The organism is Streptomyces sp. CNX435 (assembly GCF_059570575.1).
This window is the reverse complement of the sequence record NZ_JCANTA010000001.1, coordinates 219,785-241,400: the sequence shown is the minus strand read 5'-3', so window position 1 is coordinate 241,400 and position 21,616 is coordinate 219,785. Positions and strand designations below refer to the sequence as shown.

16 protein-coding genes are annotated in these 21,616 nt (G+C 73.3%); 3 read left to right on the top strand and 13 right to left on the bottom strand.

Features of this window, described 5'->3' with window-relative positions:
- Positions 1-41 precede the first annotated feature (41 nt).
- The 10 genes from T328_RS00955 to T328_RS00910 all read right to left on the bottom strand — a co-directional run bounded on the left by T328_RS00955 (position 42) and on the right by T328_RS00910 (position 10,477).
- Complete coding sequence (locus T328_RS00955; RefSeq protein WP_496493847.1) at positions 42-1,772, bottom strand: solute symporter family protein; 1,731 nt, start codon at positions 1,770-1,772, stop codon at positions 42-44.
- Positions 1,769-2,104 (bottom strand): DUF485 domain-containing protein, encoded by a 336-nt coding sequence (locus T328_RS00950; RefSeq protein WP_496493846.1) that lies wholly within the window; start codon positions 2,102-2,104, stop codon positions 1,769-1,771. The genes T328_RS00955 and T328_RS00950 overlap by 4 nt, the downstream gene beginning before the upstream one ends.
- Positions 2,105-2,262: 158 nt before the next feature.
- Positions 2,263-2,964 (bottom strand): SDR family oxidoreductase, encoded by a 702-nt coding sequence (locus T328_RS00945; protein ID WP_496493845.1) that lies wholly within the window; start codon positions 2,962-2,964, stop codon positions 2,263-2,265.
- Positions 2,965-3,029: 65 nt separating this feature from the next.
- Positions 3,030-3,815 carry a 2,3-dihydro-2,3-dihydroxybenzoate dehydrogenase gene (locus T328_RS00940; protein ID WP_496493844.1) on the bottom strand — a complete coding sequence of 262 codons (786 nt, stop codon included), beginning with the start codon at positions 3,813-3,815 and terminating at the stop codon, positions 3,030-3,032.
- Positions 3,815-5,020: an FAD-dependent monooxygenase gene (locus T328_RS00935; protein WP_496493843.1), complete on the bottom strand. Its 1,206-nt coding sequence runs from the start codon at positions 5,018-5,020 to the stop codon at positions 3,815-3,817. Before T328_RS00935 ends, T328_RS00940 begins: the two co-directional genes overlap by 1 nt.
- A gap of 13 nt (positions 5,021-5,033) precedes the next feature.
- Positions 5,034-6,353, bottom strand: coding sequence for a phenylacetate--CoA ligase family protein (locus tag T328_RS00930; RefSeq protein ID WP_496493842.1), 1,320 nt, complete (start codon positions 6,351-6,353; stop codon positions 5,034-5,036).
- Positions 6,350-7,111 (bottom strand): amidohydrolase family protein, encoded by a 762-nt coding sequence (locus T328_RS00925; protein WP_496493841.1) that lies wholly within the window; start codon positions 7,109-7,111, stop codon positions 6,350-6,352. Before T328_RS00925 ends, T328_RS00930 begins: the two co-directional genes overlap by 4 nt.
- A gap of 12 nt (positions 7,112-7,123) precedes the next feature.
- Positions 7,124-8,227: a 3-dehydroquinate synthase II family protein gene (locus T328_RS00920; protein WP_496493840.1), complete on the bottom strand. Its 1,104-nt coding sequence runs from the start codon at positions 8,225-8,227 to the stop codon at positions 7,124-7,126.
- A 74-nt stretch (positions 8,228-8,301) separates the two neighbouring features.
- Entirely contained in the window at positions 8,302-9,186 is an 885-nt protein-coding gene (locus tag T328_RS00915) for a 2-amino-3,7-dideoxy-D-threo-hept-6-ulosonate synthase (protein WP_496493839.1), read from the bottom strand.
- Positions 9,187-9,202: 16 nt separating this feature from the next.
- Positions 9,203-10,477, bottom strand: coding sequence for an aspartate kinase (locus T328_RS00910; RefSeq protein ID WP_496493838.1), 1,275 nt, complete (start codon positions 10,475-10,477; stop codon positions 9,203-9,205).
- A 305-nt stretch (positions 10,478-10,782) separates the two neighbouring features.
- Here T328_RS00910 and T328_RS00905 point away from each other — a divergent pair, with 305 nt between their 5' ends.
- Complete coding sequence (locus T328_RS00905) at positions 10,783-11,913, top strand: sensor histidine kinase (RefSeq protein ID WP_496493837.1); 1,131 nt, start codon at positions 10,783-10,785, stop codon at positions 11,911-11,913.
- Entirely contained in the window at positions 11,910-12,575 is a 666-nt protein-coding gene (locus T328_RS00900) for a response regulator (RefSeq protein ID WP_496493836.1), read from the top strand. The genes T328_RS00905 and T328_RS00900 overlap by 4 nt, the downstream gene beginning before the upstream one ends.
- Positions 12,576-12,650: 75 nt before the next feature.
- Here T328_RS00900 and T328_RS00895 read toward each other — a convergent pair whose 3' ends face one another.
- Positions 12,651-13,541, bottom strand: a complete 891-nt coding sequence (locus tag T328_RS00895; protein WP_496493835.1) for an aromatic prenyltransferase — start codon at positions 13,539-13,541, stop codon at positions 12,651-12,653.
- Positions 13,542-13,790: 249 nt separating this feature from the next.
- Between T328_RS00895 and T328_RS00890 the strand changes: the two genes are divergently transcribed.
- On the top strand, positions 13,791-17,087 hold the full coding sequence (locus T328_RS00890) for a helix-turn-helix transcriptional regulator (RefSeq protein ID WP_496493834.1): 3,297 nt from the start codon (positions 13,791-13,793) through the stop codon (positions 17,085-17,087).
- On the opposite strand, the gene T328_RS00885 is transcribed toward T328_RS00890, so the two are convergent.
- Together T328_RS00885 and T328_RS00880 are read right to left on the bottom strand one after the other, a co-directional pair.
- Complete coding sequence (locus tag T328_RS00885; protein ID WP_496493833.1) at positions 17,036-19,126, bottom strand: helix-turn-helix transcriptional regulator; 2,091 nt, start codon at positions 19,124-19,126, stop codon at positions 17,036-17,038. The two genes, T328_RS00890 and T328_RS00885, sit on opposite strands and share 52 nt — an antisense overlap.
- A gap of 298 nt (positions 19,127-19,424) precedes the next feature.
- On the bottom strand, positions 19,425-21,593 hold the full coding sequence (locus tag T328_RS00880; protein WP_496493832.1) for an MMPL family transporter: 2,169 nt from the start codon (positions 21,591-21,593) through the stop codon (positions 19,425-19,427).
- Between the last annotated feature and the right edge of the window lie 23 nt (positions 21,594-21,616).

Genomic DNA, 21,616 nt, shown 5'->3' with positions numbered 1-21,616 from the left:
TTCGGGTCGCTTCGGTCGTCTTCGGTCGTCTTCGGTCGTCGTCAGCGGGCTTCGCTGGGTGTACGGGTCTGGCTGCCGGGATCGTCGGGGCTGTGCCCCTGCGGGCCCTGTCCGTTCGGGCCGACGGCGGGCGCCGTCGCGGCGACGCCGGCCGCGGCCTTACGGGTGCCGGGCGCGAGGCCGCCGGTCAGGGCGCGGACCTGCATCTCGGCGAAGGCCACGTCGTCGCGCTCCTTGCTGCTGAGCGAGCCGAGGTAGCCGAGCAGGAAGCCGGCCGGGATGGTGATCAGCCCCGGTTCGATGTCGATGAACTTGAAGTTGGCGCCGGCGAAGATGGCGTCCTCCGGTCCCGACACCCCGTTGGAGAACACCGTCAGGAACATCAGCAGCGCGGTGCCGCCGTAGACGATCCACTTCAGCCCGGCGGTGTTGAACCGGCGCCAGAACAGGGCGTAGACGACGGCCGGGAGGATCGCGGTGCCGGCCAGGTCGATCGAGGTCGGGATGAAGATGTGGGTGCGCACCGGCAGCATCGCGACGCCGACGAGCACGGAGACGACGCCGATCCGCAGGGTGTTGCGGCGGATGTCCTTCAGCTCGTCGGCCGGGGCCGGTGTCCGGCCGCGTACGACGTTGAGGTCCTTGGTGACGCAGGTCACCGCGTTGATGAGCAGGGCCGCGTAGACGCCGACGATCGTCAGCAGGGCGATCGGCGCGAGCACACCGACCATCACCTGTCCACCCAGCTCGTCCACGAGTTTGGGCAGGCTGATGTCGCGGTGGGCCTTGATCACGCCGATCCGCTCGGAGCCGAGCACCGCGACGGAGGCGAAGCCGACGATGGACATGCACAGGTAGACGCCGACGACGATCATCGACGCCCAGCCGGCGGAGCGGCGGGCGTCCTTGCCGCTGGTGGTGGCGAAGTTGCGCAGGAACAGGAAGGGGATGGCGGCGACGCCGACGGCGACGCAGATGAGCTTGGAGAGGTGGACCAGCCGGTGCTGGCCCTCGCCGAACTCGCGTCCCGGGCCGAGCAGGTCGTAGCCGGCGGGGACGTCCTTGCGGTTCTCCTCGGCCGTGTCGAGGATGTCGAAGACGTTCAGGTTGAACTTCGCCAGGACCAGGAAGGTCAGCACCAGCACGACGGTGAGCGTGAGGATCGCCTTGAACACCAGCAGCCGGGTGACGCCCGGCATGCCGGCCATGTACGCGTACAGGACCGTGACAAGGCCCACGACGAGCACCGACAGGCCCAGTCCCGCGACGTTCTCCAGGCCGAACCAGCGGTTGAAGATGAAGGCGATCGCCGCGAGGCTGATGATCGTGAACATCCCGTAGATCAGCAGCGTGACGACCGCCGCCGCTTTGCGCGCCGTGCGTTCTTCCGCGCGCATCGCGAAGATGTCGCCGAGGGTGTGTCCGCCGAGGTTGCGTATGGGCGAGGCGAAGAGCAGCACGCCGAGCACCATCGAGGTGGTGAAGGCGGTCAGCAGCATCGCGGCGTCGTAGCCGTTGAGCGCGATGTGCCCGGTGATGATGAACAGAGTGGAGTACATGAGCGGCGCGGACGCCAGCGCGACGGCGTTCTGTGCGGGCCCGATCCGCCGGCCCGCGATGAGGAAGTCGTCGGAGGTGCGCACGCTGCCGCGGGCCGCCTTCACGACGAAGTACACGGCGACGGCGACGGCTATCGTCGCGGGTATCGCGATCTCGGGTACCGCCCAGGTGTTGTCGATGGGCGGCGGCGGGTCGGCGAGGGTCGTGCTCATCGCGGCTCTCCTCCCAGTTCCGCCCGGACCTGGTCGGTCAGGGGGTCCAGCCGGCCCGCGGCGTAGCGCAGGTACGACGCGCAGACCGTCACGACGACGACGAACGTCAGGAACATGAAGAGCAGCCCGACGTTGACGGGGCCGCCGATCTCCTGCCGGAAGAAGCCGGGGGCGAACGCGGCCAGCGAGGTCCCGGTGAACCACCATCCGAAGAAGAGGACGCTCGCCCGGATGAGGAAGGAATTCGTCTGGCGCTGCAGGGACTTGAACCCGGCGCTGCCGTGAACGGCGACGTAGCGGTCGCCACCCGGCGACGAGTCCGTCGAACTCATGACACCTCCTTGGCAGGGACGCCTGGACGACGACGTCCGGACGTGGCGGTCATCACTGCAGTGTTGGACACCGCTTCCGCGTGGACATGACCCATTCACGCGATCTGCGGGCGCGGCGGGGGAATTGGCGTGCCCGCGCGTGGGGATTCACGTGGCTGTCAGATGAGGACGTCGCCGCCGTCGATGTTCAGGTTGATGCCGTTGACGGCACGGCTCTCCAGCAGGAAGTCGATCGCGTGGGTGCAGTCCCGCATCGTCACCGGCCGTTTCGTCAGGGCCTTTTCCTGCGCGGCGGCGCGCGCGGCCGGCTTGTCGCTCCAGAACGGGGTGTCGGCGACGATGCTCGGGTGCAGGGCGTTGACGCGGATCGGCGACAGCTCGACCGCGAGGGTCCGCACCAGCGCGCCGATGCCGCCGTTGGCGGTGGTCACGCTGGTCGAGCCCGGGTACGGGCGGTGGCTGGCCAGTCCGCCGAGCAGGACGGCGGCGCCGTGCCCGGGCATCTTCGGGGCGAGCGCGTGCAGGACCGCGGTGTAGCCGACGAGCTTCGCGGTCAGCAGCCGCGCGGCGTCGTCCGGGCGGTAGTCGCGCACGGTGTTGCGGTCCCGGTCGAGCGCCGTCAGCACGAGGTGGTCGACCCGCTCGACGCCGGCCAGGGCGGCGACGACGCCCGCGGTGTCGGCCAGGTCCAGGGCGAGTCCGCGGGTCCGGCCGCCGATCTCGTCGGCGGCGGCCTTCGTACGGTCCTCGGCGCGGCCGGTGATGACGACGTCGCTGCCGCGGTCGGCGCAGGTCTGGGCGAAGTGCCGCCCGATCCCCGACGTTCCGCCGATGACGACGACGTGAGTGCGTTCCGACACGGTGGTGTTCCCTTCCTGGTGGCCTGGGGTCTGGGGGGCTGGGGGTCTGAGGTGCACCGGCGGCGTCAGACGTGCAGGGAGGCGCCGCCGTCGACGTAGAGGTCGTGCATGGTGACGTGGCCCGCCTGGTCGGACACCAGATACGCGACGGCCTCCGCCACGTCCCGCGGCTGGGCCAGCTTGTGCAGCGGGATGCCCACGCGGTACTCCGCCGGCATGCCCTCGACCACCTCCCGCAGCTCGGGGTCGTCGACGTGCATGGCGCGCAGCATGGGCGTGTCCGTCGAGCCGGGCGAGACGACGTTGCAGCGGATGCCGTAGCCGGACAGCTCCAGCCCCAGGCAGCGGGTGAACTGGGCGGAGGCGGCCTTGGAGGCGGCGTACGCGGCCATTTCGGTACGCGGCACGCCGGCGGAGTTGGACGCCACCGTGACGATCGCACCGCGCCCGCGGCGGATCATCCGCCGCGCCACCGCGCGCGAGACGTGGAACACGCCGCCGGCGTTGACCGCGAGGGTTTCGGTCCACTGCCGGTCGCGCAGGTCCACGACGCGGCCGGTGTGCATGACGCCGGCGGCGTTGACGAGGATGCCGACCGGCCCCAGCTCGTCCTCGACGCGCGCGACGACGGCGTCCACCGCCGCGCTGTCGCACACGTCGACGGCGTAGCCGCGTGCCGTCGTGCCCTCCGCCTCCAGCTTGGCGACGACCGTGGCGAGCTTCTCCGTGTTCCGGTCCGCGGCGGCGAGGTGCGCTCCGGCGCCGGCCAGGGTCGTGGCCACGGCGGCGCCGATGCCCTGTGCCGCCCCGGTGACCAGGGCGACGGTCGACTCGATTCCGGTCAGTTCCATCATGAACTCCTGCTGGTCGTGGCGACTGCCTGCTCGGCGTCGTACCCGAACAGCCACTGGTGCCGGTCGAGCCCCGGCTCGGCGAGGGCGCCGGTGTCGCGGCGCCGCTGCGCGGCGCCGTCGGCCAGGTGGAAGGTGCCGGCGTTGGCGCGGGACTGGCGCTGTATCCGGGTGGTACGGGGCAGCCGGATGCGCTCGTAGCGGTGCAGGGCGGCGCGCAGCCGGTCCGGCGCGGCGCCCGCGCCCGCCTCGGCGAGGCAGTGCGCGAGCACGACGGCGTCCTCGATCGCCTGGTTCGCTCCCTGCGCCTGGAACGGGAGCATGGGGTGCGCGGCGTCGCCGATGACGGCCACCCGGCCCCAGCTGAGCCGGTCGATGCTGTCGCGGTCGTGCAGCGCCCATCTGCTCACCGTCTGCGCCGCGTCGAGCAGCAGCGCGACGTCCCGGTGCCAGCCCGCGTACGCCGCCTTCAGCCCGGCGAGGTCGCCCCGCGCCGACCAGGACTCCACCTCCCAGGAGGCGGCGGGCACGGTGGCGCCGAAGCTCACCTGCGCCCCGCCCGAGACCGGGTAGCACACGCAGTGCTGGTCCGGCCCGAACCAGAGCCGCACCCGCGGCTCCGCCACCAGGTGGGGCACCCGCTCGGCCGGCACCAGTCCGCGGTAGATCGTCTGCCCGGAGTAGCGCGGCCAGTCGGCCACGAACCACTCGCGCACCGCCGAGTGGATGCCGTCCGCGCCCACGGCGACGTCCGCGGTGACGGTCCGCCCGTCGGCCAGGTGCAGCCGCGCCTCGCCCGCGTCCTGCGTGACGGCGACGAGCCGGGCGCCGAGGTGCAGCCGGTCCGGCGGCAGTTCGGAGAGCAGCGCGGCGTGCAGGTCCGCGCGGTGCACGGTGTAGTACGGCGCCCCGAAGCGGCGCAGGCACCTGTCGCCCAGCGGGGTGCGCTGCAGCATCAGGCCGTCGTCCCAGCGCCGCATCTCGATCGCCTCCGGGGCGACGGCGGCGGCGCGGAGCCGGCCGCGCAGGCCGAGCCGGTGGAGCAGCCGGGTCGCGTTGGGCGCCACCTGCACCCCCGCCCCCACCTCGGCCAGTTGCTCCGCCTGCTCGTAGACGTGGCAGTCGGCGCCGCCCCGCCGCAGGGCGGCGGCGAAGGCGAGGCCGGCGATCCCGGCGCCGACGACGGCCACCCTCAATTGCGACATGCCTTCGTCCTCCTCAGTAGTAGAGGAGCGCTTTGCTCCAGTCCTCGTCGGGGCCGAACAGGCTGCGCGGCTTGACCACGTCGGGCATGTTCGTGAGCGCGTCGCGCGGGATCAGGGACCCCGGCGGCAGCCCGGTGACGTCGGCGTCGACGCCGAACTCGGCGCGTACGGCCGCCGCGAGCGCCGCCTCGGCGTCCGCGCGGTGCTCCGGGGGGACTTCGACCTCGATGCGCAGCGACACCGGCTCGGCGCGGGCGCGCCAGAAGTACACCCCGTAGGCGTCGGGGAGGGAGAAGACGACCTCCTCCAGCCGGTGCTGGGTGACCTTGGCGTCGCCGACGCGGTGGCCGAACGCCGCCCGGCCGAGGACCCGGACCGTGGGCAGGTGCCAGCCGCAGTCGCAGTCGTCGTACGAGACCTCGACGTCGTCCTCCAGGTTGTAGCGCAGCAGCGGCATGGCCTCGCGGTACAGCGGGGTGACGACGAGCTGCCCGGCCCCCTCCGCGGCGACGGCGCCGGTCTGCGGGTCGTACACCTCGAACAGCGCCCGGTCGGCCCAGAGATGCATCCGCCCGTGCGCGCACTCGCCGGCGAGGCTGCCGGTCTCCGTGGAGCCGTACTCCTCGATGACCGGCACGCCCCACAGCCGGCTGATCCGCTGCCGGCGGGCGGTCGTCAGCGGCTCGCCGCCGACGAACAGCGCGCGCAGCGCGGGGAAGTCGGCGCCGGGGCGGTGGCCGGCGGCGGTGGCCGCGGCGGCCCAGATGAGGCACTCGGTCGGCACCGACCAGGTGAGCGTGACGCCCAGGTCGTGCAGGGTGCGCACCACGCGGGCGTACGGCATGGCCAGCGACCGGTTGTCGCCGGGCACGACGGTGGCGCCGTGCAGCCGGGCGGCGGCGTGTGCGAGGTGGCCGGTGAGCAGCAGCGCGTACGGGGTGCGGACCAGGAAGACGTCCGCGGCGGAGATGCCGATCCACTTGCGGGCGAAGCGCTCGGCGAGGTCGAGCCAGTCCTCCTGGGTGTAGTACGAGGGTGTGGGCCGGCCGGCGGTGCCGCTCGACTCGTGGTACGTGGCCAGGCGTTCCTTCGGGACGCCGAGCATGCCGTACGGGTAGTTGTCCCGCAGGTCCTGCTTGGTCGTCAGCGGCAGTCCGGCGAGGTCGGCGGCGGTCGCGGGCAGGGCGGCGGACGCGCCCAGCCGGGGCCGGTAGAAGGGCGAGCGGGCGGCCCAGGAGACGGTCTGCGGCAGCTGCTTCTCCTGCAGGCCGCGCAGCTCCTCGGGCCCGTTCCACTGGCCGATGTGCGGCAGGCGCGCGGTGGTGTCGGTCACGGTTTCTCCTCCCCCAGTAGTCGGTGGGCGTTCTCCCAGGCGATCTGCCGCCACTGTCCCGGCGGGAGGCGCAGCGCCTCGAACTTGGCGAGTTCCACGGCCGGGTGCTGCAGCGGGTACTCGGTGCCGAAGACCACGCGCGCGGCGCCGAGGCGGTCGATCGCCGCCGCGGCCACGCAGGTGTAGCCGCCGGAGGTCTCCAGCGCGATGTTGGGCTCGTCGCGGATCAGGGCGAGGGCGTGGAAGTCGATGTTGCCGATGCCGCTGTGCCCGAGGACGAAGTCCGTCCGCGGGAACCGGCGGGCCAGGGTGACCAGGTCGGCCACGCCCGCGCCGGGGCGGGCGAGGCAGACGGTGTACACGGGGTGGCCGTGGTCGGCGGCGACCTCGACCAGCGCGGCGACGCGCGGGTCGGTGAGCGCGACGCCGTGCACCGCGGGCGAGATCTCCAGACCGCGGAACTCCGCCGCGCGCTCGCGGTACGCCCCGGGCGGCCGGTGCGGGTTGGCGAACCAGAACGGCACCAGCCGCCTGTCTGTACCCGCGCAGGCCGCCAGCACCGCGTCGTTGTCCGCGTCGGTCTCGACGTGCCCGCCCTCGACGAGCTGGCGGGCGAGGGTGTCGAGGTCGATCGTGCCGCCGGCGCACACCACCGCGCGCGCCAGGCCGTGGTCGTCCATCGCCGCGAGCAGCCGCTCACCGGCGCCGGGCCGGGGCGCGAGACGTACGTGGAAGTCCAGCACGGGCTGTGCGGTCATCGCGGCCACCGCTCACTTCTCGATGCAGAACTCGTCGATGGGGTAGCCGACGTGCCGCTGCTCGACGGGCAGACAGCCGAGGACCTTCGTGCCGGCCGTCAGGTCGGTGACGTTGAGCACCTCGCCGCCGGGCCCGAGGACCCGTACGTGCCAGTCGTCCTGGACGATGAGGTTGACCGTCACCCCCGACGGCGCGACCGCGTCGATGGCCAGCAGCGGCCGCGTCTCGATCTTGACCCGGCCCACGGTGACGACGCGGGACTTGCCCGCGGAGTCGACGGCGAGCACCTTGCCGCCGGAGGTCAGCTCGCTGAGGTAGTTGGTGCGGCCCTCGGCGGAGAGGGTGTACGAGTGCAGCGCGCCGGCGTTGACGCGGAACGGGCGGGTCGGCATGTACGGCAGCGGGTGGGTCTCGCTGCAGCACAGGATCATGCCGGTGGAGTGGGAGCCGACGAGGATGCCCTCGTCCAGGCGGAAGTTGGTGCACGTGTCCACGCACGCCCGCTCGCCCATGCCCACCCGGCGGATGCCGGTGACCTCCAGCTCCACCAGCGACAGGTCCGCGGCCCGGCTGACCGCGGCGGCCCGCAGGTCCGTGGCCTCGCCGGGCGCGCGCGGGGCGAGCATCACGCCGTCCGAGCCGTGTTCGAGGACGCCGAAGACGATCTCCGCCTCCTCCACGTCGGCGACCCGGGTGACGATGCTGCCCTCGGCGCCGGCCGCGGCGGCGAGCACGATCTCCAGCGGGATCTTGGTGGGGTCGCGGAAGTCCAGCAGGCTCCACCGGTCGTGGCGCGCGGCGCGGCAGGCGTCGTCCAGGCTGCCGGCGTCGGTGATCTCGACGTAGCGGCCGAACTCCACACCGGCGTGCGCGAGCGCCAGCTCGGCGGGCTCGCCGTGCCGGGCGGGGTCGACGATGACGAGGTCGGCGGGCTCCAGCTGCTCCGGCAGCGGCCGGCCCTGCGGGAAGAGCACCTTCTTCACCGTCGGGGGCAGCGGCGCCAGGTCGGCGGGGTCGGCGGCCACGATGGCGTCGACCCGCTGGTGGATGGCTTCTTCGACGATGGCCTCCTTGGCCCCGTCGGCGTCTCGGATGTCCAGCCAGCACAGCTTCACGGATCTCTCCTCACGAGCGGATGGTCGACGGGTCTGAAGGGCGGGACGGGAGGGGTCGGTGGACGAGATGGCCGTCACGAGGTGAGGGCGGCGAGCCGTTCTCCCCCGCCGGCTACGCCCTCTCCCCCACCGGCTACGCCCTCATTGGCGGGGGTACCCCCATTGCCGCTACGGCCCGGGGCGGGTCCGGGAGGGTGCACCAGCCGGGCGATCGCCGCGGCCGTCCGCCCGGGCTTCTCGGCCTGGAAGACGTTGCGCCCCATCGCCACCCCGGCCGCGCCGCCGCGCAGCGCGTCGGAGACGAACGACAGGACCGCGTCGGGGTCGGCGGCGCGCGGGCCGCCGGCCACGATCACGGGGATCGGGCAGGCCCGTACGACGTCGGCCATCTCCTCGGGCGTGCCCGCGTAGTCGGTCTTGACGACGTCGGCGCCGAGGTCGGCGGCGAGCAGCGCGGCGTGCGCCACCAGGTCGGCCGCGTGGGAGTCGCCGATCCGCGGCCCGCGGGCGTAGACCATGGCCAGCAGCGGAACGTTCCAGCGGTCGCACTCCCCCGCCACGGCGGCCAGGTCGGCGACCTGCCGGGCCTCCTGCCGGGAGCCCAGGTTGACGTGCACGCTGACGGCGTCGGCGCCCGCGCGCAGCGCCTCCTCGACGTGCGCCACCAGGTATTTGGCGTCCGGGTCCGGGGCGTGCCGGGTGCTCGCGTTCAGGTGCAGGATCAGCGACATGCCGCCGAACCAGCCGTGGTCGACGTGCCGCAGCGTGCCCTTGTGCAGGACGACGGCGTCGATGCCGGTGCCGGCCAGCTCGCCCAGCAGCGGGTCCAGCTCGCCGGGGCGCAGCGGACCGTCGGTCACCGAGTGGTCGAGCGGTACGACGAGCAGGCGCCCGTCGCCGTGCCGGTGGAGGCGTCGCAGGCGCAGCCCGCGGCCGAACGAAGCGTTGAGTACAGCCACTTGTGTCCTGCCTCTCTCAAACGGTGGCGGAGCGGCCTTCAGGCGCCGCGGGCGCGGCGTCGTCCGGCTGCGGCTCGGCGAGCGAGAACTCGCGGTGCAGGGTCTCCACGGCGTCCGCCGTGCGCTCCCGCGGCACGATCACGGACAGCCGCATCTGGGAGGTGGAGATCCAGCTCGTCGGGATCCCGGCGGCGGCCAGCGCCGCCATCAGCCGCGCGGCGTACTCCGGGCGGCTGAGCAGGCCCATCCCGACCACGGAGACCTTGCCGACGTCCATGTCGAAGTGCACGCCGCCGCCGAAGGAGGCCGCGACCTCGTGCAGCGCGTCGCCCACCCGGCCGGCCTCGCCGCGGCGGATCGTGAAGCCCATGCGGAACTCGTTCTCGTACGGTCCGGACCTGGCCACCAGGTCCACCACCGTGCCCCGGGCGGCGAGCACGTCGAACACGTCGGGCGCGAGGTCCCGGCGGCTGTCCCGGCAGTGCACGAGCACCCGCGCGACGTCGGTGTCGTGGGTCACCGCCACAACCGCCCGCCGGGTCTCCAGCGGGCGGTCGTCCTGCCGCTCGGCGACCGTTGTCCCGGGCGCCTGCGACGACACGTTCCTCACGCGCACTTCGACCCCTTCCATGGCGGCCAGCTCGATGCAGCGGGTGTGCAGGACCCGCGCACCCGCGAACGCCATCTCCGCCATCACGCCGGGGTCGACCCACGGCAGGCAGCGAGCGGCGGGCAGCACGCGGGGATCGGCGGTGAACACGCCGTCCACGTCGGTGTAGATCTCGCACGTCGCCGCGCGCAGCCGCGCCGCGAGCGCCACGGCGGTGGTGTCGGAGCCGCCGCGGCCGAGGGTGGCGACGTCCCCGGCGCGGTCGACGCCCTGGAACCCGGTGACCACGGCCACCCGGCCGGCGGCCAGCGCCGCCCGCACCCGCTCGGCGCCGATGCCGGAGACGAGCGCGTCGCCGTGCCGGTCGGTGGTACGTATCCCCGCCTGGTGACCGGTGAGCGAGATAGCGGGCACGCCCAGGCCGTCCAGCGTCAGGGCCATCAGCGCCGCGGACTCCGCCTCGCCCACGGCGAGCAGCTGGTCCAGCTCCCGGGACGAGGACGGGGCGCCGACGTCGGCCGCCAGCCGCAGCAGTTCGTCGGTCCGGCCGCCGCGGGCGGAGACGACCACGGCCACCGACGGGCTGCGCCGCCACGCCGCCTCGATGCGCAGCGCGGCGCGGCGCACGCGGTCGAGCGTCTGCAACGAGGTGCCACCGTATTTCTGCACGAGCACAGCCACAGCCGTTTCACCCCCTTCGACTACCAGGTATGACACGACAGTAAGCGCGGCTTTCTTCCCGGCCCACTACTCGCCCGGGTAGTGGCGTCGAATTCAGTGGGTCACGCCATGGAGAAGGGCGTTACCGCGAACACGCGATGGCGGCGGCACGCCATAGGGAATTGCGGACCGGGGAATTCGCCGCACTGCCGGGCCGCTGGGTTGCCGGGCTGCCGTACCCGCCGCCGGACTACTGTGGGCGCGGTAGTCACATACTCCTCCGCAGGCAGTACTCGGATACCCGGAACTGCCGTTATGGTGCACGTATGAGCGCACGGCTGTCCAAGGTCTGGGCCCGGGTCAGGAGCTTGGTGATCGCGGTCTGCGTGGCCGCGGTGCTCCTGATCACCGCGCTGTCCGGCGACCACGCCGCCTCGCGTCTCGATCTCCTCGGCTACGGGCTGCTGGTGACCAGCGGCCTGGCGCTGGCCTGCAGCGCGCGGGCCCCCGTACCGATACTTGCCGTGACGGGGATGTGCGTCGTGGGCTACAACGCCGCGGGCTTCGACGTGCCCGCCGTCGCCTACCTGTTCGCCGTCTACGCCGCCGTACGCTCCGGGCACCGGATCGTCACGGTCGCGGTGAGCGTGGTGCTCGTGCTCACCCTCCCGTACGCCGTGATGGCCTCCCCCGGCGACGGCCCCCCGGACGCCTTCGCCCAGGCCCGCGGCGTGCTCGAACTGGCCTGGCTGATCGCCGCCGGGGCCGCGGGCGAGGCGCTGCGGCAGGCCGAGCGGCGGGCGGACGAGGCCGAGCGCACCCGCGAGGAGACCGCGCGGCTGCGCGCCAGCGAGGAACGGCTGCACATCGCACGGGAGTTGCACGACTCGCTCACCCACCAGATCTCGATCGTCAAGGTGCAGTCCGAGGTCGCCGTCCATCTGGCCCGCAAGCGCGGCGAGGACGTCCCCGAGTCGCTGCTCGCGATCCAGGAGGCCGGCCGGGAGGCGACCCGGGAGCTGCGCGCGACGCTGGAGACGCTGCGCGACGAGGGCGAGGAGTCGCCGGCGCACGGAATCGACCGGGTGCCGGAACTGGTGGAGCGGACCCACGGCATAGGGCTGCACACGACGCTCACCATCGAGGGGCAGCGGCACGAGGTGCCCGAGGCGGTGGGCCGCACCGCCTACCGGATCGTGCAGGAGTCGCTCACCAACACCGCCCGGCACGCCGCGGCCTCCACCGCGTCGATCCTCATCTCCTACCGCCCCGGCGCCCTCGGCATCCGCGTCGACGACGACGGGACGGCCCGGCCGGGCGCGGGCCCCGCGCCCGGCGTCGGCCTGCTGGGGATGCGCGAGCGCGTCACCGCCCTCGGCGGCAGCCTCACCGCCGAGCCGCGGACCGAGGGCGGCTTCACCGTCCAGGCCGAACTTCCGGTGGCGAGAATCCCGTGATCCGTGTGCTGATGCTCGACGACCAGCCGCTGCTGCGCAGCGGGTTCCGCGCGCTGCTCGACGCCGAGGACGACATCGAGGTCGTGGCCGAGGCGGGCGACGGCAAGGAGGGCCTGGCCCTGGCCCGGGAGCACCTGCCGGACCTCGCGCTCGTGGACCTGTCGATGCCGGTGATGGACGGCATCGAGACGACGCGGCACATCGCCGCGGATCCGGCGCTGGCCCACATCCACGTCGTGATCCTGACCAACTACGGCCTGGACGAGAACGTGTTCAACGCGCTGCGGGCCGGCGCCGCCGGGTTCCTGGTCAAGGACATCCTGCCGGAGGACCTGCTGCACGCGGTGCGCGTGGCCGCGCGCGGCGACGCGCTGCTGGCGCCGTCGATCACCCGCAGGCTGATCAACAAGTACGTGTCGCAGCCGCCGCTCGACCCGTCGGCCGTCCGCGGCTTGGAGGAGCTGACCAACCGGGAGCGCGAGGCCGTCGCGCTGGCCGCCCAGGGGCTGACCAACGACCAGATCGCCGACCGCATGGTGATCAGCCCGCTGACCGCGAAGACCCACATCAACCGGGCCATGTTCAAGCTGCACGCGCGCGATCGCGCCCAACTGGTGGTCATCGCCTACGAGTCGGGGCTGGTGACCCCGCGCGGCCGGTGAGCCGCCGCGGCTGCCCCGGTCGGCCGCCCGTCGGGCCGCCCGTCCGGCCCTCCGTCCGGCCGCCGTCCGGGTCCGTCAGATGAAGTCCATCGTTCCGGGCTTCCAGCGGTAGTGCGATTCGAGCTTGTAGTACTCGCCCTCGGGCGCTACCGCGACGCCGTAGACGAACTTGCGGTCGCCGTCGCCGGCCGGGACGCCGCGCACGAACCGCTCGATCTCCGGCTCCACCGGCACAGGCAGCGCGGCCAGGTCCGCGGTGGTCACGGCGTAGCAGATCCGCTCGATCCGCGGCGAGTCCCAGCCGAGCGTGACGTACAGGCCGAACGCCTCCCGGCCGAGCTTCAGCATCTGCTCGCTCGGCCGCGCCATCCCCAGCTCGTCGAGCGTCGCGGCGATGGTCCCGGGCTCGAAGAGCCGCGCGGGCACGTCGTTGAAGTAGACGTTGAGGGTGCGGTGGCCGTAGTCGACCCCGACGACGCCCACGCGGTCGGCGAGGCCGTGGCGGGCGAAGAAACCGGCGTGCCCGGCCAGGGCGCGCGGCATGGCCGGCAGGTCGGCGATCTTCGAGATCTCCTGCAGGTCGTCGGGGGTGAAGAAGGCATAGACCTTCTTGAAGCCGCCGACGACGCCGAAGTCGATGCCGTGGCTGTCGACGTGGCAGCGTCCCTGCAGCTGCGCGAGCACCGCGCCGGCGGGGTGGTCCGTACGTCGAGCGAGACCGGCCGCGAGCGCGGTCGCGTACGGTTCGCGCTCCTCGGGGTGCGTGGTGAACCGGCAGTCCAGCTCCCCCGCGTGCCGGATACTGGTCGCCACCCGGAAGGCGACGACGGTCGCGGCGTGCCCGAAGGTGTCCGCGTACGCGGCCAGGACGGGGCGGACGGTCTCGGGTGCGCACGGCACGCCCAGCGTCCGGGCCGACTGCTCGATGACTGAGTACAGCTCGTCCATCTCGACTGTTGCGGACATGCGAAACCCCTTGGTCGGCACGGAATGTATTGCGGTACGTATCGGGGGCTGATGCGAATGCACGGGTTTATCGGGTGCGTAAAAAAGTAATCGCACCGCACGGTCCTGCCCACTACCCGGCCGAGTAGTGGCGGCTACCCGAGTTGTCGGGACCGCGTTCATTGACCGGCCATTGCCGCGGGATGACCATTAACGCCAGGACTCGTCGCACGTGTTCGAGAATTCTCCACGGCACCGCGGGGGCAGATCATGGAATCACTCGTAGGGCGTGAGGGCACGCTGTCCGTGCTGGGCGAGTACCTGGACGCCGCGCTGCAGGGCGACGGCGGCTGCGTCGTCGTCGAGGGCCCGTTGGGCATCGGCCGCAGCCGGCTCCTGCGGGCCACCGCCCGGGAGGGGGCTGAGCGCGGGCTGACGGTGGTCGGCGCCCGCGCGGGAGTGTCTGGGGGCACCCCCGCCAATGGGGGCGTAGCCGGTGGGGGAGGGGGCGTAGCCGGTGAGGGAGGGCCGCCGCTGCCCGTACACCTGTTGATGAACTACCTGCGGCGGGTGCTGGCGGCGGATGTGGACGTGGACGACCTCGTCCGGCCGGACGGCAACCCTTTCCGGCTGATGGACCAGGTCGGCGAGTTGGTGCAGATAGCGGCGCGCAGCCATCCGCTCGTGGTCCTCCTGGACGACGTGCACCGGGTGGACGACATGGACGGGCTGGCGCTGCGGGGGCTGGTGCAGTCGCTCGCGGGGTCGCCGGTGCTGTGGCTGCTCACCCGCCGGTCCGTGCCGGCGCGGTCGCTCGCCCAGCACGCCGTCGACCGGATGATCGACGGCGCCGCGGTGCGGCTCCACCTCGGGGCGCTGGACGACGAGGCGGTGGCCGAGCTGTGCACGGGCCTCCTCGGTGCCAAGCCGGACTCGTCCGTGCTCGGCTGGGCGGCCCGCTGCGGGGGCAACCCGTGGCTGCTGGCGAGCGTGTTCGACGCGCTGGTCACGACGGGGCGGCTGGTGTTCGTGGACGGTACGGCCGCGGTGCTGGGCGAGCAGCTCCCCGACGACGTGCTGGGCACGGTACGGGAGTTGCTGGACGGGTTGCCGGGCGCGGTGGCGCGGCTGCTCGTCGCGGGTGCGGAAGTCGGTGTGGCCGGGGCGGGGTTCACCGCGGCGGAGGCAGCGGCGGTGCTCGGCGGCGCGGGTCAGGACGCCGGAGTGGACGAGGCGGTACGGGCGGGGCTGCTGCAACGGCACGGCGAGGAGCTGGCGTTCGCCCACGGGGTGATCGCGGAGGCGCTGCGGCACCCGGCGTTACGGCATCCGGCGCCGCGGCGGCCCGCCCCGGCCGGGGCCGGGCCGGCGGAGGCGGCGGAGGTCCCGCCGTCCGCTCCGGGGCAGGCGCCCGGCCGGGTGCCGTCGCCCGGCCGGGTGCCGACCTCGGGCCAGGTGCCGACGTCGGGCCAGGTGCAGGCACCCAACCTCGCGCAGATGTCGGGCCCGGCGCAGGCGTCCGGCCCCACGCATGCGTCGGGCCCGGCGCATGCCCCGGGCCCCGCGGCGATGTCCGGCCAAGGCCCAGCGCCCGGCCCAGCGCAGGTGCCCGGCCCTGCGGAGGCGCCCGGCCCGGTAGCGACGTCCGGCACGGTGCCGATGTCCCGCCCGGTACCAGCGCCCGGCCCGGCACAGGAGCCCGACCCCGCGCCGGCGCCCGGTCCGGTGTCGGCGTCGGCCGCTGCCGCGGCGGGCCTCGTACCGGACGCGTACCGCGAACAGCCGCGCCCCGTACCGCCGGAGAACTCCCCCGGCGCGCCGCCGCGGCCCGCCGTGTGCGGCTGCGAGGGCATGGTGGCCCGGGCGGTGGCGGCGCTGACGGACCGTTCCGACACGGCGCCGCGCACCCTCGCACGGGCCCTGCGGCTGCTCGCCGGCGCGGGCCGCGCCGCCGAGGCCGCCCGGCTGGCGGACGTCGCCGTACGCTCCGGAGCCGACGTGGCGGACGTAGCGGGCGTGACGCACGCGGCGGACGTCGCGCGCCTCGCGGTAACGGCAGACGTGAGCGACGCGACCGGCGCGGCGCGTCCGGCGAACGCGCCCGCGAGCACCGCGGGCCGGCCCGACGCACCGGCCCTCGCGACGCCTCCGGCCACCACACCGGTGGGCGTCGCCGCCGACCGACCCCACGCACCGGCCCCCACCGCGTCCCCGGCCACCACACCCGCGGCCACCGCGGGCCGGTCCGACTCACCGACCCCCGCAGCATCCACGGCCACCACGCCAGCGGGCGTCGCCGCCGACCGACCCCTCGCACCGGCCCCCACGGCATCCCCGACCACCACACCCCCGGGCACCGCCGCAGGCGGACCCGCGCCCTGCGGGGCCTGCGCGCGACCGCTGTGGACGTGGCTGGCCCGGGCCCTCGTCGCCGTCGACGCCTTCGAGGAGGCGGCCGTCGTCTGCGACGCCGTAGGGCAGGAGGCCGGGCAGCGCGGCGGGCCCCGGGCGGCGGCGCTGTGGCACGGCCACCGTGCCGAACTGCTGGCGGCGGCCGGGCGGCTGGAGGAGGCGCGGGTCGAGGCGGAGGAGGCGCTGAGCCTGGCCGACCGGACACCGCCGGAGGACCTGCTGCCCGCGCGGCTCGTCCTGGCCCGGATCGCCCTGCGCTACGGCGACCTCGCCACCGCCAGCCAGCAGTTGCGCATGGCGGAGCGGCCCGCCGGGCCCGCCGCGGCGGCCGTGAAGCCGCGGCTGGACTGGGCGCTGGCCCGGTTCCACGCGGCCAGCGGGCGGGCGGCGATGACGGTGCGGTCGCTGCTCGACGCCGAGGACGGCGCCGACCCCGACCCGCTGCTGTTCGCGGAGGCGCCGACCGCGGCGGCGATGCTCGTACGCCTGGCCGGGCAGATGAACCTCGGCGCGGAGGCCGGGCAGGCGGCCGGCCTCGCCCGGCGGATCGCCGAGCGGAACCCGGACGTGACGTCCCTGGCCGCCGGTGCCGCGCACGCCGACGGCGTCCTGCGCGACGACCTGGACGCGCTCCGGCGGGCGGCCGAGCTGTACCGGCTCGCCGGCCGTCCGCTGGCGGCCGGCGGCGCGCTGGAGGACGCGGCCCGTACGGAGCACGCGGCCCGGCACCGGGACGGGGCCGCACGGCTCCTCGCGGCGGCGGCGGACCTCTACCTGGACTGCGGCGCGCAGCGCGACACAGCCAGGGTGCAGCGCAAGCTGCGCCGCCTCGGGGTGCCGCACGCGCGCGCCCTGGGCGCCGCCCAGCGGCCCAAGTCGGGCTGGGAGAGCCTGACGGGCGCGGAGCTGCGCGTGGTGCGGGCGATCGTCGACGGCAAAACCAACAGGGAGGCGGCGGGCATGCTCTTCCTGTCACCCCATACCGTCGACAGTCATCTGCGGCGGGTCTTCGCCAAGCTCGACATCAACAGCCGCGTCGAGCTGACCAAGCAGTTCCTCGCGCACGAGACGGTCGCGCCGGGCGGCGCGACCGTCTCCTCACGTCAGCTCGCCGCCGCGGGGCCCGAGCCCCCGGTGTCGTCGCCGATCGAGTAGATCGCGGCGGAGCCGGAGTACATGGCGGCTTCGCGGGCGAGTTCGACGCGCGTGCCGATGCCCAGTTTCTTGTAGATCTTTCTCAGGTGGTAGTTGACGGTGTGCGCGGAGAGATGGATGCGCCGGGCGATCTGCCGGTTCGTCATCCCCACGCTCACCAGGTAGGCGATGCGCCGTTCCATGTCGGACAGGACGGACCAGCAGGCGCCCTGCCGGTGTGCGTGGGTGCCGTCGGCGACCACTCCCGCGGGGTCGGGCAGGCCCGGCAGGACCCGCGGCCTGCGCGGCGAGCCCTGGCCGCCGTGGAGTTTGGCGAGTTCCTCGGTCGCCAGGCCGATCGAGAGGATGTCGGGCGACTGCGCGATGATGCGCGCCAGCCCCGAGGGATCGCGCTCGGCGACGGCGTTGGCGTGTAATGCGCCGAGTCCGACGACGGAGATGCCGGGGTTGTCCCCGGCGAGGCCGTTGACGGTGTCGAGCACGGTGCGCTTCAGACCGGAGTCGTCGGCGTCGAGTGCGAGGCGGACGAAGAACGCGGCGGCGGCCGGGTCCTCGACGTACAGCCGCCGGTCCGCGGGCAGCCGGTCGTGCTTGCCGGACAGCAGGGCGACGCCCGCGCGGGGCCCCTCCCTTCTGACCGCGATCCGCACCTCGGTCCAGGCGTGCCGCGGCGAGCGCCGAGTCCCCCCGTCGCGTGCCAGCTCGCTCTGTGCCCGCTGGAACTGCTCGATCGCGCCGGGCAGGTCCCCGGTGTAGAGGGAACGGGTGGCGAGCACGGTGTACGCGAGCGGCAGGAGCATGGGGACGGCGTTCTGTCCCGTCGCCGCGGTGACCAGTTCCGCGTGCCGGCGGGCGTCCCTGAACCTGCCGGCCGTGAGGCACAGCAGGGCCCGCAGCGCGGCCGGCGCCGCGTGCCAGACGTCCGCCGACAGCTCGTACAGACCCGCCTCCGCCTTGTCGATCAGGGCTTCCGCCTCGTCGAACTCGCGGAGATCGACCAGCTTGGCGGCCAGTTCGAGCTGGAAGTGCAGCCGCCACAGCGGGTCGGCGGCACCGCAGAACCGCTCCGCCGCACGGCCCAGCCTCATGCCCTCGGCCAGCTCGCCGGCCCGCCAGCCGAGGTCCGACAGGACCGTCATCGCCATCAGCGCGGCGATGTCGTCCGGCTCGTCACTGCGCTCCCGCAGAATCTCCCGGGACCGCGTTTCGGCCTCCTCGTCGCTCCCCAGCAGCAGGCACCCCAGGAGCACCGATGCCTGCGCGTCGAGACGGTCGTCGCCGGAAATTCCCGGAACGGCCAGGGCGCGCCGCGCAAGTTCCGTTCCTACGGCCACCTTCCCCTGCATGATCAGCCCGTGGGCCCGCGAATACGGTCCGCCGTCGTCCTCCGCCACCACGGCGAACCGCTGGGCCGGGGGCTCGGCCGCACTCACCCCCTGGTCGGTTTCTTCCGCACTTCTCCGGGAATGCTGCAGCGCCTCGCGCTGCAGCGCCCCGCGTGCGGGTACGGGAATGGCGGCGACCGCGCCGCGCATCAAGAATTCGCTGCGGAATACGAATTGACGCTCCGTCGCCGCTACGAAGCCCGCGGACATCGCCTCGTCCAGCGGCGCGAGCAGCGTCGCCAGGGGGCGGTTCAGCATCCTGGAGACATCCTCCAGAAGGAACGACCTCCCCTGGAGTGCTGCAATCTTCAACAACTCCTGGCAGCCCGGGCTCAGTTCCCCGAGACGGAGCCGCACAAACACCAGCAGACTGCGCGGGGTACGGGACTCCGCCAGCCGGACCTTCCCTTCGCGCCGTGCCACCAAACCCTCGTCGACCAGCCTGTTCGCCAGCTCCGCGAGCAGCCGGGAGTTCTCGCCGGCCGCCGCCGCGAGCCCCCGCAACTCGCCGTCCAGATCCCCGCCGAGAAGCTCGCGCAGGAACTGCTCGTTGGCCTCGGCACGTACCCGCTTCGGCAGCGGACGTCCGGACGGGCTGGCGTGATCGAGTAACGTCTCCGGCTTCTGCGTCCCTTTCGTTGACCACGTTGTCATATTTCCCCTGACTATCCCCAGGTTTATCCCGGAACCTGCTCAACCGTTACGGTGACCTCCCCACGTGCCTCTATCAACTCGATTTTCAACCGGGGGACTTGGCGCCGGCTTGACGCAGACTTGGGGCCAAAAATACGGAGGGCTGATCCCTTTTCCGTGATATGGCATAGCCTTTACCTGCACTTGACCCGTCCTGTGCCTTCGGCGAGAAGGGCGCGGAGAATTAGCGGAAAAGCGCCACGCCAAAGCGGGGAATCCCGGTCCCCCGGAATTCCCCGCGCGCAGGCTCGGAAAGAGGTCAGACCCTGGCCTCTTCCCCGACCTCGGCCGGCGGCGGCGAGGTCTTCTCCGGTGCCCGGCGGCCGGGCATCCACCAGTTGGTGTTGCCGCACAGCTCCATCACCGCGGGCACCAGGACCATCCGGACGACGGTGGCGTCGATGAACACGGCCACGGCCATGCCCAGTCCGATCTGCTTGACCGACACGTCGTGGCCGAGCAGGGAGGTGGTGAAGACGGCGATCATGATGGCCGCCGCGGCGGTGATGACCTTGGCGGTCCGCGCCAGCCCGCGGGTGACGGCCGTCCTGGTGTCACCGGTGCGCTCGTACTCCTCGCGGACCCGCGAGATCAGGAAGACCTCGTAGTCCATCGACAGGCCGAACAGCACCGGGAACATCATCATCGGCACCCAGGTCGTGATCGGCATGTCGGTCGGGAACCCGAGGGCCGAGCCGAGCCAGCCCCACTGCACCACCGCGACCAGCACGCCGTACGCGGCGCCGATCGACAGCAGGTTCATCACCGCGGCCTGCAGCGCGATCGTCACCGACCGCACCAGCGCGACGAGCAGCACCAGGGACAGCACGATGACGACCGCGATCATGAACGGCAGCCGCGAGCCGGTCTCCTCGGCGAAGTCGATCGCGCCCGCGTTCGGCCCGCCGACCTGGACGGCGTCGCCGCCGGCCGCCTCGGGCAGCACGTCGTCGCGGAGTTCGTGTACCAGGTCCGCGGTCTTCTCGTCCTGGTAGCCGGTCTCCGGGAACGCCATGAAGGTGGCGGCCTCGCCGTCCTCGCTAACCCGCGGCTCCGTGACGTGCGCGATGCCCTCCGTGCCCGCGACCGCGTCGACGGACGGGAGGAGATCGCCGCCGGTGGCGTCCAGCTCGGCGGCGAAGATCAGCGGTGCGCCGTAGCCGGGGCCGAAGCCCTCGGAGATGATCTCGTACGAGGTGTAGCTGCTCCGGTCGTGCGGCTGGACGCTGGCGTCCGGCAGGCTGAGCCGCATCGACAGCGCCGGCGCGGCGAGCAGCAGCAGCCCAGTGACGGCCAGCACCGCCGCGGCCAGCGGCCGGCGCTGCACCACGCCGGCCCAGCGCTCCGCGGGCGTACGGCGCTCCGCGGCCGGGCCGCCGGCGCCGCGGGCCGTACGGCGGGGCAGCCGCAGCGAGTTGATCCGGTGCCCGGTGAAGCCCAGGAACGCGGGCAGCAGGGTCACCGCGGCGACCATCGTCACCAGCACCGTCACCGACGCGGCGACGGCCACGCCGGTCATCAGCCGCTGCCCCATGGTGACCAGGCCGAGCAGCGCGATGACCACCGTCGTGCCGGCGAACAGCACCGCGCGACCGGCGGTGGTGAGCGCGCCCACGGTGGCGTCCTCGGGACTGTGTCCGCTCTGCAGCTTCTCCTTGTAGCGGGTGACGATGAACAGGGCGTAGTCGATGCCCACGCCGAGTCCGATGAGGGCGGAGACCAGGACGGTGAAGTCCGGCGAGGGCACGAGGTGCCCGACGAGCTTCATGAGGGCGATGCCGCCGAGGATCGCCATCAGCGCGGTGACGATCGGCAGGCCCATCGCCACCAGCGAGCCGAAGGAGATGAAGAGGATGACCGCCGCGGCCAGCACGCCCACGCTCTCGGCGGGGCCCTGCGCGGGCGTCTCGGCCTTCTCCGCCTTGTCGCCGCCGAGCCCCATCGTCACACCGTCGCCGGAGGCGTCCTTGACGGTCGTCACCAGCGGCTTGACCTCGTCCTTGGTCGCTTCCTTGTCGGTGAGCGGGATGGTCGTACGGGCGATGCGCCGGTCCTCGGTGACCAGTTGGTCGTCGTCGTACGGCGAGGTCACCGGGCCGGTGACCGGCGAGTCGGCGAGGTCGGCGACGACCTGCTCCACCTTCTGCCGCACGGCCCGGTCGTCGACCCCCGCGTCCGCCTTGATCGCGAGGGTCAGCGTGTCGCCCTGCTCCTCGGGGAAGTGCTTCTCCATCAGGGTCTGCGCCCGGGCCGAACCGGAGTCCCCGCCGGAGAAGTCGTTGTCGGGGTCGGCCGCGAGGCCGAAGCCGGCGAAGGCCACGGCGATCACGCCGGCGATCCAGGCCAGCAGGACCAGGCGGCGGCGCCGGAAGCAGAACCGGGCCAGGCCCGCCAGCGCGCCGTCCGGGCGTGCGGTCTCGGTGGGCATCATCGTCTCCTCGGGTCTGGTGC

Bases quoted from the DNA above. Each gene is read 5' to 3' on its own strand.
- T328_RS00955 (WP_496493847.1), bottom strand. From the start codon at position 1,772: ATGAGCACGACCCTCGCCGACCCGCCGCCGCCCATCGACAACACCTGG.
- T328_RS00950 (WP_496493846.1), bottom strand. From the start codon at position 2,104: ATGAGTTCGACGGACTCGTCGCCGGGTGGCGACCGCTACGTCGCCGTT.
- T328_RS00935 (WP_496493843.1), bottom strand. From the start codon at position 5,020: ATGTCGCAATTGAGGGTGGCCGTCGTCGGCGCCGGGATCGCCGGCCTC.
- T328_RS00905 (WP_496493837.1), top strand. From the start codon at position 10,783: ATGAGCGCACGGCTGTCCAAGGTCTGGGCCCGGGTCAGGAGCTTGGTG.
- T328_RS00925 (WP_496493841.1), bottom strand. From the start codon at position 7,111: ATGACCGCACAGCCCGTGCTGGACTTCCACGTACGTCTCGCGCCCCGG.
- T328_RS00880 (WP_496493832.1), bottom strand. From the start codon at position 21,593: ATGCCCACCGAGACCGCACGCCCGGACGGCGCGCTGGCGGGCCTGGCC.
- T328_RS00885 (WP_496493833.1), bottom strand. From the start codon at position 19,126: ATGACAACGTGGTCAACGAAAGGGACGCAGAAGCCGGAGACGTTACTC.
- T328_RS00940 (WP_496493844.1), bottom strand. From the start codon at position 3,815: ATGGAACTGACCGGAATCGAGTCGACCGTCGCCCTGGTCACCGGGGCG.
- T328_RS00895 (WP_496493835.1), bottom strand. From the start codon at position 13,541: ATGTCCGCAACAGTCGAGATGGACGAGCTGTACTCAGTCATCGAGCAG.
- T328_RS00890 (WP_496493834.1), top strand. From the start codon at position 13,791: ATGGAATCACTCGTAGGGCGTGAGGGCACGCTGTCCGTGCTGGGCGAG.